Below are 14,803 nucleotides of genomic sequence, written 5' to 3'. Positions count from 1 at the left end.
AAAAAGCAAAATAGTTCACGATATTCGTTAAAAGTTTTAACATTGAATATAAAATAACCCTGTGTATGCTGTCTAAAAAAACACAATATGCTTTTAAAGCACTGATTTATCTTGCACAACATCAGGATAATGATCCTGTTTTAATTGCAGAAATTTCTAAAAAGAAAAATATTCCAATAAAATTTCTGGAAAACATTCTGCTCGAATTAAAAAAAGTAGGCATTTTAGAAAGTAAGAAAGGCAAGGGTGGTGGCTATTTTTTTAAAAGTCCACCTTCATCCATTCCTTTGGCAAAGGTGATGCGTACTGTGGAGGGGCCTATTGCTTTATTACCTTGTGTAAGTTTAAATTTTTATGAGAAATGTAAAGATTGTGAAGAAGAAGTCTGTGGCCTGAATAGAGTGATGATAGAAGTAAGAGACGCTTCTTTAAAAATTTTAGAAGGTAAAACTGTGGCAGATTTAGCCATGTTGTCATGATAAAAAAGCAAATATTATTTTTACTCCTGAACATTTTCATTGCCGTCATCGTATCTGCACAGCCCGTACACGAAATAAAAAATAGTGATACAACAAAACCTGTATTATTCACTACAGTGTATCAAAATAATTTTTAAAACTAAACATGCGGCAAATTAGCAATCATATCTGCAGTCATTAATTGCAAATTAAAATCGGGTTGCCAGTTCCAATCTTTTCTTGCGGTAGTATCATCAATACTTTGCGGCCAGCTATCGGCAATGGTTTGGCGGTAATCGGGCTGGTATGCAATGGTAAAATCAGGAATAAGTTGCTGAATGGCTGCTGTAATTTCTTTTGGTGAAAAACTCATGGCAGCAACATTATAAGAAGTTCGTACAGTTATTTGATCCTGTGGTGCCTCCATTAAACTTAATGTGGCTTTAATGGCATCGGGCATATACATCATTGGTAAATAAGTGTCTTCTTTCAGAAAACAGGTATATTTTTGTTCTTCAAGTGCACCATGGAAAATTTCAATGGCATAATCAGTTGTACCACCACCCGGGGCAGACTTATAACTGATTAAACCTGGATAACGAAGGCTTCTTACATCAACACCATACCGTTGATGATAATAATTACACCAAAATTCACCTGCGTATTTACTGATACCATAAACAGTAATAGGCTCAATAATGGTTTGTTGCGGACAATTTATTTTTGGTGAAGTAGGTCCAAAAACTGCAATACTGCTTGGCCAGTAAACTTTATGAATTTGCTCCTCCCGAGCAATATCTAAAACATTTAATAACCCCTGCATATTCAGGTTCCAGGCAAGATTTGGATTTTTTTCGCCGGTAGCAGATAAGATAGCCGCCAATAAATAAATCTGTGTAATATTTTGCCGTATTACCTGCACATGCAACATTTCCTTATTCATTACATCTAAACTAACATAAGGCCCTGTACCCTTCAGTAAATCATTTTCTTCCCGTAAATCAGAAGCCACAACATTTACATTGCCATACACTTTTCTTAAAGCAAGGGTTAATTCTACACCTATCTGTCCGCTGGCTCCAATCACCAAAATTTTATCTTTCACCATTTAATTTAAATTTACTAACAATTGTTAGCGCAAAGAAAACAAAAATGCATGTAAGTTCGCATTTCAATAACTCATTTAATTTTATGATGCCTGCATACTTATCTTCTGTATTAAAAAATCAACAATATCATCCACAACAATTTTTTTTAATTGCCGGGCCCTGTGTAGTAGAAAATGAAGAATTGGTAATGGAAGTAGCAGATAAAGTATATAGCACCTGCATAAAATTAGGTATACCTTATATATTCAAGGCCAGTTATCGAAAAGCGAACAGAACCAGTGCTAACTCCTTTACCGGTTTGGGCGATGAAGTTGGATTATCGTTAATTGAAAAAGTAGGTAAAACGTTTGGCTTGCCTACAACATCAGATATTCATGCACATGATGAAGCAGCCGAAGCAGCAAAGTATATAGATATTTTACAAATCCCCGCTTTTCTTTGCCGGCAAACTGATTTATTGCAGTCTGCCGCAGTTACCCATAAAATTATTAATGTAAAAAAAGGACAATTTTTAAGTGGCCCTGCCATGCAGTTTGCAGTTGATAAAATTAAAAAAGCCGGAAACCAACAAATCATGTTAACAGAACGAGGTACTACATTTGGGTATCAGGATTTGGTGGTAGATTACAGAAATATTACCTGGATGAAAGCTTTAGATACACCGGTGATAATGGATTGTACCCATAGTTTACAACAACCAAATCAAACCAGTGGCGTTACCGGCGGTAACCCTGCGTTAATTGAAACCATTGCAAAAGCAGCAATAGCAACCGGGGCAGACGGTTTATTTATTGAAACCCATCCCAACCCGGCAAAGGCGCTTAGTGATGGAGCCAATATGCTGCCACTTCATTTACTGGAAAATTTACTTGAAAAACTGGCCTCTCTGAGGGAAACAGTGGTTAAAATTGGTTAATACAATTGAAAAATATTTTATAAATACTTCAGCGGATTTCTTCTCGCATTGAGAATGTATCGCTTTATATTCATCCAGAAAGCAAGAATCATATATATAATCAGTGGTGAGCCCATGGTTAGAAATGAAATATAAATAAACCACATCCTAATTCTTGAAGTGGCAATACCAAGTTTTTCACCTATTGCTGTGCAAACACCAAAAGCATGCATTTCCATAAACTCACGTAACTTATTCATCAGTTTCATAGTGTTTATTTTAGAAATAAACTTTATGCAATTTACTGTATTTACAAATAGTAACTGCAAAACAATTCATAAAACAGTTTTTTATCGCCTTTTGTTTTATCGTAATTTTGCATTTTTAAAAAACTTGAAACAGTTCACTTTATTAAAGTCATCTCTTTTCATTCATCAAATTATAAAATAGCAATTATGGCATTCGACATTGAAATGATTAGAAAAGTTTACGCTGAAATGCCGGCTAAAATAGCCGCAGCCCGTAAAACTTTAGGCAGACCCTTGACACTGGCAGAAAAAATATTATTTGCACACCTACACTCAGAACAACCTTTAAATAACTTTGAAAGAGGCAAAAGTTATGTTGACTTTGCTCCAGACAGAGTAGCGATGCAGGATGCTACCGCACAAATGGCCCTGTTACAATTTATGCAGGCAGGAAGGCCTAAAGTTGCCGTACCCTCAACAGTACATTGTGATCACTTAATTACAGCACGTGTAGAAGCAAAAGAAGATTTGCAGGTAGCTACTACCGAAAGCAAAGAAGTATATGATTTTTTAGCTTCTGTTTCTAACAAATATGGCATTGGTTTTTGGAAACCCGGTGCCGGAATTATTCACCAGGTGGTTTTAGAAAATTATGCTTTTCCAGGCGGTATGATGATAGGTACTGACTCTCATACTGTAAATGCAGGTGGCTTAGGTATGATTGCAATTGGAGTTGGTGGAGCAGATGCCTGCGATGTGATGGCGGGTTTACCCTGGGAACTGAAATGGCCTAAATTAATTGGCATTAAACTAACCGGAAAATTGAATGGATGGGCCGCACCTAAAGATATTATTCTTAAAGTAGCAGGCATACTAACAGTAAAAGGCGGAACCGGCGCCATTGTTGAATATTTTGGTGAAGGAGCAGCTGCCCTTAGTTGCACCGGAAAAGGAACCATTTGTAATATGGGGGCTGAAATTGGTGCCACCACTTCTACATTTGGTTATGATGATAGCATGAGCCGTTATTTAAAAGCCACCGGCCGCAAAGAAGTAGCTGCAATGGCAGATACCATCAAATCATATTTGAATGCTGATCCGGAAGTATATGAAAATCCCGAAAATTATTTTGATCAGGTGATTGAAATTAATTTAAATGAATTGGAACCGCATTTAAACGGGCCTTTTACACCCGATTTGGCTACACCTGTTTCTAAAATGAAAGAAGCTGCCGCTGCAAACGGATGGCCCACCAAAGTAGAAGTTGGGTTAATTGGCAGCTGTACCAACTCATCATACGAAGACATTAGCAGAGCGGTTAGTTTAGCAAAACAAGTTGCTGATAAACAATTAAAAACAAAAGCAGAATATACAATTACCCCCGGTTCTGAACAAGTAAGATTTACCATTGAAAGAGATGGCTTTTTAGATACATTTGAAAAGATTGGTGCAAAAGTTTTTGCCAATGCCTGCGGGCCTTGTATCGGCATGTGGGATAGAATGGGCGCAGAAAAGCAGGAAAAAAACACCATTGTACATTCATTTAACAGAAACTTTGCCAAACGTGCCGATGGTAACCCCAATACCTATGCTTTTGTGGCTTCGCCTGAAATGGTAACCGCATTAGCCATTGCCGGCGATTTAACTTTTAATCCATTAACAGATTATTTAACGAACGAAAAAGGTGAAAAAGTAAAACTAGACCCTCCGGCAGGCATTGAATTACCCGCCAAAGGTTTTGCGGTAGATGATCCCGGTTATCAGGCACCCGCCGCCGATGGAAGTAAGGTGAACGTTGTGGTTGACCCTCAATCAAAACGTTTACAACTCTTAGCACCTTTCCCGGCATGGGAGGGTACTGATTTAAAGGGATTAAAACTACTCATTAAAGCAAAAGGAAAATGTACCACTGACCATATCTCTATGGCAGGCCCATGGTTAAAATACCGTGGCCATTTAGATAATATTTCCAACAATTTATTAATTGGTGCTATTAACTTTTTTAACGAAAAACCCAATTTGGTAAAAAACCAGTTAACAGGCGCTTACGGCCCCGTTCCCGATACCCAAAGGGCTTATAAAGCAGCTGGTATTGATACCATTGTGGTGGGCGATGAAAATTATGGAGAAGGCTCTTCCCGTGAACATGCCGCCATGGAACCCCGGCATTTAGGTGTACGTGTAGTTTTAACCAAATCATTTGCCCGGATTCATGAAACCAACCTAAAAAAACAGGGCATGCTGGCATTAACTTTTGCTAATAAAAACGATTACGACAAAATTGCTGAAAATGATACCATTGATATTATTGGTTTAACCGAATTTGAACCCGGTAAGCCTTTAACCATAGTTTTACATCATGCAGATGGCAGTTCAGAAGCAATTATTGCCAACCATACCTACAATCAGCAACAGATTGAATGGTTTAAAGCTGGGGCTGCTTTAAATATCATCCGCAAACAAGTAGCCGGGAAATAAATAGGTTGATCAATTCAATTAAAAAAAGAGGAGCGCTGAGCAATAGGCGCTCTTTTTTTTATTTCATCCGCATTGATCGGATCAATGTATGAATAACTTAGCCTTCCAAGAGCATATCTACACTTATTTTAAAAAACAGTTTCTTATTTTAACCATAAACACTTACTTTTGCAGCCCCAATTCTGTTTTGGCAGAATCATACTTTCAAAAGGAAGTTTGTCCATTGGGTAAAAACCAATTTAAACAATTAAAAAAAGGGTAATGAACAATTACGAATTAATGATCATTTTTACCCCGGTACTTTCAGAAGATGATTTTAAATCAGCACAAAAAAAGTATACGGAACTGGTAACCGAAAATGGCGGCACCATTGTGCACAGCAATCCCTGGGGATTGAAATCACTGGCTTATCCCATTCAGAAAAAAACAACGGGTATTTATTGGGTATTAGAATATACCGCCAATCCCGGTTTCAATGAAAAATTGAAAATTCAAATGTTACGTGATGAGCAAATCATGCGTCACATGATTACAAAACTCGATAAAAACGCCGTCGAGTACAACTATGTAAAAAGAAATGGCGGATTTAAAATAACCGAAAAAATGGAGGGATAAACCATGGCAAAGAATGAAATTAAATACCTTACCGCCATTAAACAGGAAAAACCCAAAAAGAAATTCTGCCGGTTTAAAAAATATGGCATTAAATACGTTGATTATAAAGATGTTGAATTTTTAAAGAAATTCATCAATGAACAAGGTAAAATGTTGCCCAAACGCTTATCAGGCAATTCTTTAAAATACCAGCGTAAAGTAGGTGATGCCATTAAAAAAGCACGCCAAATGGCCTTATTACCATACGTAACCGATCTCTTAAAATAAAATTTCTTAGTAACCTCCCTAACCTCTGTAAAATTGAATGAGGGACAGTTTCATCAACTGGGTAAAGGGAACTAAATTCAATAATATGCAAGTTATTTTAATTCAGGATGTAGATAATTTAGGAGGCAAAAACGAGTTAGTAGCTGTTAAAAACGGTTATGCCCGCAATTACCTTATTCCTCAAAAATTAGCAGTAGAGGCTAGTCCTTCCAATTTAAAACAATTAGAAGAACGCTTAAAAGTACAGACCAAAAAAGAAACAGCTATGCTGGCTGAAATTCATAAGGTTACTGAAGTACTGAAATCATCTCCAGTAAAAATTGGCGTAAAAACCGGTACCAGTGGCAAAATTTTTGGAACGGTTACTGCTTTACAAATTACCCGCGCCATTCGCAACCAAAAAGGATATGAAATTGATCGCAGAAGAATTCATATTGTATCAGAAGTGAAAGAAATTGGCCTGCACAAAGCATCGATCGATTTTGGCAATGGCAACCTTGCAGAAATTGAATTTGATGTGGTAGCTGAGTAAAACAGCCTTTTCACCATATTTTAAACCGTAGCAAGTGCTGCGGTTTTTTTGTGCCCATCCACCACAAACCCACTTATTTAAAAAAAAATTGGGGAACCAAATAAAAAAATTATCTTCGTTTGTCCAATGACCAGTTCTTCCATTTCTCTAGAAGGTTTTCACGTAAATGCTTCAGGGCTTTTGGTTACTGTTTTCATCATTGGTATCACTTAACTTAATTTTTTAAAATGAACATTTACGTTGGAAATTTGAACTGGAACATGACCAGTGAAGACCTGCAAGAACTTTTTGCGCCTTATGGCGAAGTTACCTCAGCAAAAATCGTAACAGACAAATTCAATAACAACCGCAGCAAAGGTTTCGGTTTTGTTGAAATGCCTGATGACGAAGCTGCAAGAACTGCTATCAGTGCATTACATGACACAGATGTGCAGGATCGCAAAATCGTTGTAAACGAATCTACCCCTCGCCCTGAAGGCGAAAGAAAAAGCGGTGGCTTTAAGAAAAGCTACGGCGGTGGCGGCGGAAGCCGCGGTGGTGGATTTGGTGGTAACCGTGGCGGAAGCGGCGGTGGCTACAATCGCGATCGCGGTGGTAACGGTGGTGGATATAACAGATATTAATACCCACAGTTCTTCTTACCTCAAAACAATTCAATCCCATTCCAAATATGAACGGAATGGGATTTTTATGTAGCATAACCTTATGGTTAAAATATCAGCATTCCTTCGTATTTACGCGTTTCAACCGTTATTTTTGCATTGAAAAATTTTTGAGCATGTCAATTGTAAATGTAGGACTGGCACAAATGAGCTGCACCAAAGAAAAACAATCCAATTTATTAAAAGCTATTGAACAAATAAAAGTTGCAGCTGCCAAAGGCGCTCAAATAGTTTGTTTACAGGAATTATTCACTTCACTATATTTCTGTGATGTAGAAGATTATGATAACTTTCTTTTGGCAGAAAATATTCCGGGGCCATCCACCGATGCATTATCAACTGTAGCAAAAAAATTGAATGTGGTAATAATAGCCTCCTTATTTGAAAAAAGAACACAGGGAATATATCATAATACCACTGCTATTATTGATGCTGATGGCACTTATTTAGGTAAGTACCGTAAAATGCATATACCAGACGACCCTGCTTATTATGAAAAATTCTATTTCACGCCAGGCGATTTGGGTTATAAAACCTTCAAAACAAAATATGCTACCATTGGGGTACTGATTTGCTGGGATCAATGGTATCCGGAAGCAGCCCGTATTACCAGTTTAATGGGGGCAGAAATACTCTTCTATCCTACTGCTATTGGTTGGGCTTCGGCACAAGATGAAGCTACAAATATTGAGCAATTTAATGCCTGGCAAACCATGCAAAGAAGCCATGCAATTGCCAATGGAGTGCATGTAGTATGTGTGAACAGAGTAGGTACAGAACAAAATGGATTAATGAAATTTTGGGGTGGTTCATTTGTTTGTAACCCATTCGGCACCATACTTCAGCAGGCATCGCATGATCATGAAGAAGTAATGGTAGTGCCTATTCATCTTGAAAAAACAGATAGCTATCGAGTACACTGGCCTTTTATGAGAGATAGACGAATCGATTCTTATCAACCCATTACAAAAAGATTTATAGACGAACCATAATGGAACAGACAACCCCGCAACAACAAGGCTATTTTTTCCCCGCCGAATGGCACCCACACAGGGCTACATGGCTTAGCTGGCCACATAAAGAAGCCAGTTGGCCCGGAAAAATAGATGCTATCTATTCGCCCTATGCACAATTTATAAAAGCAGCATCGGCAGGAGAAAGAGTGTGTATTAATGTGGCTGATGGAAAGATGGAACAATTTGCCGCAGAAATTTTACAACAGGCTTCAGTTGATCTTTCGATGATCGACTTTTTTCATCATCCTACCAACGATGCCTGGTGCCGCGATCACGGCCCCGCATTTCTGTTACACCGTACTGAACAAAAAAAAGCCATTGTTGACTGGAATTATAATGCCTGGGGCAACAAATACCCACCCTATGATTTGGATGATATTATTCCAACTCGCATTGCGGAAAAATTAGGATTACCAGTTTTTTATCCGGGTATTGTTATGGAAGGCGGTTCAGTAGATTTTAATGATGCAGGTACGCTAATTACCTCAGCTGCCTGCTTACTCAATAAAAATAGAAACCCACAATTATCAAAAACTGACATAGAAAAATATTTGCATGAATATTATGGGGTGGAGCAAATTTTATGGGTTGATGAAGGAATTGTTGGAGATGATACCGACGGGCATATTGATGATACTGTTCGATTTATAAATACCGATACCGTTGTTACTGTTGTGGAAGAAAATAAAAATGATGAAAATTATGCATTGCTGCAACATAACCTTAAACAATTGCAACAAATGCGATTATTGAATGGCAAACAACTAAATATTGTTGAATTACCCATGCCATTACCTGTTATTTATGAATCGCAAAGATTGCCTGCTTCCTATGCCAATTTTTATATTGCAAACAAAGCGGTTATTGTGCCTACATATCGAAATAAAAATGATGAAAAAGCATTGGATATTTTATCACAGTTATTCCCTGATCGGGCTGTTATCGGAATCGATTCAGCAGATGTTATATGGGGCCTGGGTAGCTGGCATTGTTTAAGTCAGCAAGAACCTACTAATTAATTTTATACTTAATAACAATAGCTATGCCTACAATAAAAGCACCAATAGCCGGTTGTATGCGCTGGGGGAAATGGGGCGCTGATTTTTCATTTACCGATTATAGTAATGTTATTGAAGCCTGTATTGAAGCAGGTATTACCAGTTTTGATCATGCAGATATATATGGAGATTATACAACTGAGGCTGCATTTGGCAAGGTGTTACAATCGCAGTCTTCAATAAGAACCAAGATTCAAATTATAACAAAATGTGGCATTATTTTGCCTAATCCGCAGAGTGGCATTGATGCCATTAAAACCTATAATACAACTGCCAGGCATATTATACAATCTGCAGAGCAATCACTCCTTCATTTTGGAACAGATTACATTGATGTGTTGCTCATTCACCGACCCGATCCTTTAATGCATCCTTTGGAAATAGCAGAAGCAGTACACACATTACAACAACAGGGGAAAATATTGTCATTTGGCGTTTCAAATTTTCTACCCCATCAATTAAAAATGCTTTCAAAATACTTGAAAATTGAATACAACCAAATTGAAGCATCTATTTTACATCTTCATCCTTTTGTGGATGGCACTTTAGATGCGTGTATTGAACACAATATTACACCAATGGCCTGGTCGCCTTTAGGGGGTGGATTAATTAATGATGACAATCATCCCCGATATAGAAGTATTATTCAGGTGGCAACCACCATTGCAACAAGATTCAATACAGGAGCGAATGAAATTTTAATTGCCTGGTTGCACAAACATCCCTCAGGTATTTTACCGGTAGTAGGTACTACTAAAATGGAAAGATTAATTCAGGCAAAAAATGCCGCCTCCATTCAACTCACCAATGAAGATTGGTTCCGGTTATGGGTAGCAGCAAGGGGTGAGGAAATTGCCTGATTTAATCAGCATCTTTTTTCCCGGAATCTGGTATCAAGACAAATGCAGCACGCATTGGTTTTGGAACAGTGGTATGTAACCCTTTTATTCCTTTCCAAAGCACTTCATTAAATGCTTCTTCAGGCACTCTGTCTTCTTTGGTAAAATCAAAATGCTGGCTCATCATTGATAACCTGTTCTTATGAACATTTATTTCATCCAAATCTACGTTTGAAGGAATGTGCTGATAAGGCGTATAATTAGTCTGATTGGTAAACGAGCGCCACAATGGTGTAGCAGCCGCATCATACTGCGACATAGGTGGTAAACCTAATATTAATTCAATGGTTCTTAATACAGAACTGGTTGAATACATGGTATGATCAACAAATCCTCTTTTAATAAAGGGGCTGATTACATAAACAGGCGCCCGATGCGCATCTACATGATCGGGTCCATTTTGTGCATCATCTTCTACAATAAATACTACAGATTGATTCCAGACAGCACTATGCGATAAATGCTCAATAAATAAACCCACTGCTAAATCGTTATCAGCCACATGAGCAAATGGGGAAGGCCTGCCTAATTTCATACCTTCAGTATGATCGGTAATAAGCCTTAAAGTATTGAATTGTGGTAATTGATGAATAGCTACTAACGAATCAAAATCTCTTTTCCACTGAGTCACCCGGCTGGTATCTCTAACATACATATCCCAACCTGTAAAATATGGGCAAATATGGTTTTTTAGCACCGGGATGTTAGGTTTATAATCATCTGCAAATTCACCATAAGTTCGGTAACTGATGCCTTGTTTTTTACACCAGCTCCATATAAATCCATTTTTATTATTAGCAATAGGTCTTTTACCTTCCGCATCATAGGAACCACCTCTACCGCCATAGCTGGTTGGCCATGTTTTTTCCAGATAATCGTTGGCATAAGCACCTAAACTCCAGTTATGTCCATCGGCACTTACTTCTGCATCACAATAAAAATTATCTAATAAAACAAATTGTCTGGCCAATGCATGCTGGTTAGGCGTAATTTTTTCACCGAATAAAACCAATGACGTATCTCCATTGCCTTCTGGCATATCACCCAGTACCTGATCATAAGTACGATTTTCTTTAATAATATAAAAAACATACTTAATAGGGGAAGTATCACCAACCTTTGCAGGAATAGGGTTACCGGCCTCACCCTCGGCATGTAATTCTTTATACTTATTATAGGGTGTATTTTGATATACCTGTTGTGAATACAGTGCCAATAATGCTTTATCAGGTTCAGGAATAATACTCAGGCTACCTTTAAACATTCCTGCAATATATTCAACAGGTCCTTTTACTGTATTATCGGCTTTATGATACCATACACTTTCACTTTTAGAAGCAGGATTGGGGCCTAAAGGATTCGCAAAAGATTGTAAACCTTTCCCGTTCGTAACAAAAATATTTTTGCCAATTACTTTTACATTGGTAGGATACCACCCAACAGGAATAAAACCTTTAGAAAAACTTTTTCCGGGAATAGCAACATCAAACACTGCAAGACAATTGTTATCTGCATTTGCAACATATAAAGTATGACCATCTTCCGACAAAGCAACACCGTTGGTAGTTGACCCCGTTGGTGCATTCGGATACAATGCAGTGTTGAGCGTTTCAATTACTTGATGTAAGTTTGTATTAATAACGGATACGGTATTATCATCCGCATTTGCTACAAAAAGATATTTTCCGCTGTGCGATAAAACCATTTCATTAGGATGACTGCCTACATGAATACTGTCTGTAATTTTTTGTTTCAAAGTATTGTAACAGAGAATTTTTTCTCCACCCCATACACTGATATACAATTTATTTTTTTTAGGAGAAAATAAACAGGTATAAGCTTCAGCACCTAATGGAAGTTTTGAAAGAATGGTATTTTTTTGTAAATCAATGATATAGAGGCTATTGTTTTCTTTGGTAACAACACACAATTGATGCTGTTGATGATCAACAGCTATGCCTGCCGGTGAAACTTTTACCGGCCATTTTTTATCTAAAATAATAGAGTCATGTAAGTGCAGTTTACTATTATTGATTTTGTAAACCAAAATACGATTATCATTTCCGCCGGATACGTATAGATACTGATCATTTTTACCAAATACAAGGCCATACCAACTTTTGGGAATGGTTACACTATCTAATCTTAATTGCTGTTGAGCATCAAATAATTCAATGGATTGTGTGCTTTGTCCATTATTGGTTACTGCCAAATATTTTTTTGAAGTACTAACAGCCATATTCAAAGGCAAATCGTCCAAAGATAATTGTTTACCGGCGGGGGTTAAGCTCCATCCATTGGGTAGCATAGTTTTAGTACCGGGCAAACTAACCTGTTGTGAAAACAAGGACGAGCCATACAACATAGCAACAAACATTAAAATACGATAGCGCATCATGGTATGTTTTAAAAATAAAGTTATGAAAGATTTCATAAACCTTGGTTTAAGGAATTATGAAATGCCATATTATTGGAATACTTCAAATTTTTAGAGTGATTGAATATATTGCCTACAACGGTTTCGCATTGGCGATATGGCGACATTAGAATTCCGTACTTCAGTTTTGCTTTTGTCAATTAATTACAAATAAATATACTATTATAAATTTTCTTTTTTTGCTACTTTTTTCTTTTAGTATACAGTCCGGAAACAATGATAAAAAATACAAAAGTTCATTATTTATGCTAAAGATCGGCATTCTTCGTCTGCCGAAACTGAAGCTGATTAGCGATATGCAGCCGATTTTTCTTACGTCGCCACGCTATATATGTCAATGCAATTTTGCAGGCAGGCACTGTTATATTTACTCAAACAAAATTTTGTCAATAAGAAAGAAAGGCTTTTTATTAAATCTTTCAAATCCCTGTATAATTATACTTCTTATGCAAATAATTAATTTAGGCCGCATCGTATTTCAGTTCTTTGAAAGTCTTGGTTTAAATCTGCGGCTAATCTTTATTAACCTATAATTTTATTTTGGTTTTGCGTAGTATATAACAAATTATAAGCATAATTGTCAATATCCTTATAAGGTAAATAAAGTAAAATATTGCTTCCTATTGAAGTAAGCCCGATAGCTGTTTTATAATTTTTAAGTATTAATAATTCCTTTAGAACTTAACTTGTGCATAATGCTTCTTTTCTTCCAATTTAAACGTACACTCGGCGTATGTTTTCAACTACGCCGTACTTTTTTGTGCATTGGCTACTTTACACTTATTCTACCCTCATAAAACGAATGTACAAATTTTACAAATCGTATATCATCATTATTTTGTATAGCACATGCTACTTAGAAAAAGGGCGTAGCACAGCCATATGCCCAGTGTCTTTTCGTTTTTATTTAAATAAACTACGCTGAGTTGAGCTTGCGTGAAAAATTAACCACAGAGAATACACAAAGGGTTACACAGAGTGCACAAAGAAAAGTGCCAATAACCTCTACGAAAATGCCCATCCCCCCACCCTCCTCCCTCCTCCCATACAAGTTCAATTCAACAGCGTTGTACAACGCTGTAAACCCGGAGGTGGGTGGAGTTTGAATGGGCTGTGTTGCGGTTGTTTACCTGCGGATTGTACGGTGAATTTTTGCAGAAAATAACACCAAAAAAATTTGGAAAAGGAGATTACCTTATTGTATATTGTATGCAACAAATTGAATATACTATGGCTACCATTTCTAACTGCTTTGTATCGGGTACGTTCAACGGATTAACGTTTTATGTGGTGAACGGTAGGCAATTGGTGCGCACCAAAACTTCTATCAACAAACAACGGTTTTTGAGCTATCCGGCTTTTGCCCGCCTGCGCCAATACAGCGAATAGCTGAAGCTGGCATCACCCATTGCCAGTAAACTATACCGGCAATTACTCCCTTAAAAAGGATTACAACAACGCATGACAGGTAAACTCATTCAATGGCTAAAACAGGGTGTACAATTGGCGGCGACTGTGCAACGTTTAATAGCTGCTTATTTTCCTGTGCAAGAACCAGTACAGAAACGACATGCCGTTGTATATACGAAACCGATTGATATGGTACAGGGCAATGCTACCAATGCTTTGCAGCAACCCGCTATTGTAAAAAGGCCATGGCTTTTTTGGAAAGTGCATGCCAATATGCGTACCTAAACAAAAGGATGGCACCCAATTCATGGCACCATCCTTTATATTGAAATTTCAGACAGATCATCTGTTTATGCTTTCACTGCTTTAATAAAATTGCCGGCAGTATCAAAAATTAAATCCTGACCATTTACTTCGGCTTCGTAATGCACGGTACCATTGGTCTTGGTGATGCGAGAGGCAGCTCTTATTTTATAATTGGTAATTTTATTTTCAAGATACAGCATTACTGCAGGCGGTAATTCAGCTATTGCTATAACCACCTCTGTTTGCAACATATTTCCATTGGCATCAAAGCATATAATGGTTGCTTTTCCATTTTGCTGAAAAGCTGCTTCATAATTAGCATACTCTTTTTCCCAAAATGGGATAACACCGGGATAATGTTAAAAAAAAGCTGTTTTTACCAATTTAGGAACATCCATTTTATACAATTGTTG

General features: G+C 37.3%; 16 protein-coding genes. 12 read left to right on the top strand and 4 right to left on the bottom strand.

Annotated features, from left to right (window positions below; translation table 11 throughout):
• Nucleotides 1–65 precede the first annotated feature (65 nt).
• Nucleotides 66–479, top strand: coding sequence for an RrF2 family transcriptional regulator (locus AC3QLY_RS09080; protein ID WP_218330615.1), 414 nt, complete (start codon nt 66–68; stop codon nt 477–479).
• A 139-nt stretch (nt 480–618) separates the two neighbouring features.
• On the opposite strand, the gene AC3QLY_RS09075 is transcribed toward AC3QLY_RS09080, so the two are convergent.
• Nucleotides 619–1,566 (bottom strand): NAD-dependent epimerase/dehydratase family protein, encoded by a 948-nt coding sequence (locus tag AC3QLY_RS09075; protein ID WP_218330616.1) that lies wholly within the window; start codon nt 1,564–1,566, stop codon nt 619–621.
• Nucleotides 1,567–1,649: 83 nt separating this feature from the next.
• On the opposite strand from AC3QLY_RS09075, the gene kdsA reads away from it, so the two are divergent.
• Entirely contained in the window at nt 1,650–2,483 is an 834-nt protein-coding gene (gene kdsA, locus AC3QLY_RS09070; RefSeq protein ID WP_287100651.1) for a 3-deoxy-8-phosphooctulonate synthase, read from the top strand.
• Nucleotides 2,484–2,500: 17 nt separating this feature from the next.
• Here kdsA and AC3QLY_RS09065 read toward each other — a convergent pair whose 3' ends face one another.
• Nucleotides 2,501–2,731 carry a PspC domain-containing protein gene (locus AC3QLY_RS09065; RefSeq protein WP_228733107.1) on the bottom strand — a complete coding sequence of 77 codons (231 nt, stop codon included), beginning with the start codon at nt 2,729–2,731 and terminating at the stop codon, nt 2,501–2,503.
• 186 nt (nt 2,732–2,917) lie between these two features.
• Between AC3QLY_RS09065 and AC3QLY_RS09060 the strand changes: the two genes are divergently transcribed.
• From AC3QLY_RS09060 to AC3QLY_RS09025, 8 genes are all read left to right on the top strand, one after another.
• The gene (locus tag AC3QLY_RS09060; protein WP_218330617.1) at nt 2,918–5,188 is read left to right on the top strand and encodes an aconitate hydratase; all 2,271 of its coding nucleotides are present in this window, start codon (nt 2,918–2,920) and stop codon (nt 5,186–5,188) included.
• Nucleotides 5,189–5,449: 261 nt separating this feature from the next.
• On the top strand, nt 5,450–5,803 hold the full coding sequence (gene rpsF / locus AC3QLY_RS09055; protein ID WP_218330618.1) for a 30S ribosomal protein S6: 354 nt from the start codon (nt 5,450–5,452) through the stop codon (nt 5,801–5,803).
• Nucleotides 5,804–5,806: 3 nt separating this feature from the next.
• Entirely contained in the window at nt 5,807–6,070 is a 264-nt protein-coding gene (rpsR, locus tag AC3QLY_RS09050; protein WP_068247180.1) for a 30S ribosomal protein S18, read from the top strand.
• An 85-nt stretch (nt 6,071–6,155) separates the two neighbouring features.
• Complete coding sequence (gene rplI, locus AC3QLY_RS09045; protein WP_074421188.1) at nt 6,156–6,602, top strand: 50S ribosomal protein L9; 447 nt, start codon at nt 6,156–6,158, stop codon at nt 6,600–6,602.
• Between the two features lie 227 nt (nt 6,603–6,829).
• Nucleotides 6,830–7,225, top strand: coding sequence for an RNA-binding regulator (rbp, locus tag AC3QLY_RS09040; RefSeq protein ID WP_074420477.1), 396 nt, complete (start codon nt 6,830–6,832; stop codon nt 7,223–7,225).
• 155 nt (nt 7,226–7,380) lie between these two features.
• Nucleotides 7,381–8,256 carry a carbon-nitrogen hydrolase gene (locus AC3QLY_RS09035; RefSeq protein WP_288071527.1) on the top strand — a complete coding sequence of 292 codons (876 nt, stop codon included), beginning with the start codon at nt 7,381–7,383 and terminating at the stop codon, nt 8,254–8,256.
• Nucleotides 8,256–9,299 (top strand): agmatine deiminase family protein, encoded by a 1,044-nt coding sequence (locus AC3QLY_RS09030; protein WP_492989690.1) that lies wholly within the window; start codon nt 8,256–8,258, stop codon nt 9,297–9,299. The genes AC3QLY_RS09035 and AC3QLY_RS09030 overlap by 1 nt, the downstream gene beginning before the upstream one ends.
• A gap of 23 nt (nt 9,300–9,322) precedes the next feature.
• Complete coding sequence (locus AC3QLY_RS09025; RefSeq protein WP_288071524.1) at nt 9,323–10,198, top strand: aldo/keto reductase; 876 nt, start codon at nt 9,323–9,325, stop codon at nt 10,196–10,198.
• A 1-nt stretch (nt 10,199) separates the two neighbouring features.
• Here AC3QLY_RS09025 and AC3QLY_RS09020 read toward each other — a convergent pair whose 3' ends face one another.
• On the bottom strand, nt 10,200–12,671 hold the full coding sequence (locus AC3QLY_RS09020) for a bifunctional YncE family protein/alkaline phosphatase family protein (RefSeq protein WP_492989689.1): 2,472 nt from the start codon (nt 12,669–12,671) through the stop codon (nt 10,200–10,202).
• Between the two features lie 1,212 nt (nt 12,672–13,883).
• Here AC3QLY_RS09020 and AC3QLY_RS09015 point away from each other — a divergent pair.
• Together AC3QLY_RS09015 and AC3QLY_RS09010 are read left to right on the top strand one after the other, a co-directional pair.
• Nucleotides 13,884–14,063: a hypothetical protein gene (locus tag AC3QLY_RS09015; RefSeq protein ID WP_492989688.1), complete on the top strand. Its 180-nt coding sequence runs from the start codon at nt 13,884–13,886 to the stop codon at nt 14,061–14,063.
• 72 nt (nt 14,064–14,135) lie between these two features.
• On the top strand, nt 14,136–14,369 hold the full coding sequence (locus tag AC3QLY_RS09010; protein ID WP_492989687.1) for a hypothetical protein: 234 nt from the start codon (nt 14,136–14,138) through the stop codon (nt 14,367–14,369).
• 65 nt (nt 14,370–14,434) lie between these two features.
• Here AC3QLY_RS09010 and AC3QLY_RS09005 read toward each other — a convergent pair whose 3' ends face one another.
• A complete protein-coding gene (locus AC3QLY_RS09005) occupies nt 14,435–14,734 on the bottom strand; it encodes a PepSY-like domain-containing protein (RefSeq protein WP_492991264.1) in 300 nt (99 codons plus the stop codon).
• Between the last annotated feature and the right edge of the window lie 69 nt (nt 14,735–14,803).

This window comes from Hydrotalea sp. GW822-HT8A01 (assembly GCF_058798575.1).
The sequence above is the reverse complement of the archived record's forward strand: the minus strand, read 5'-3'. Positions and strand labels throughout refer to the sequence as shown.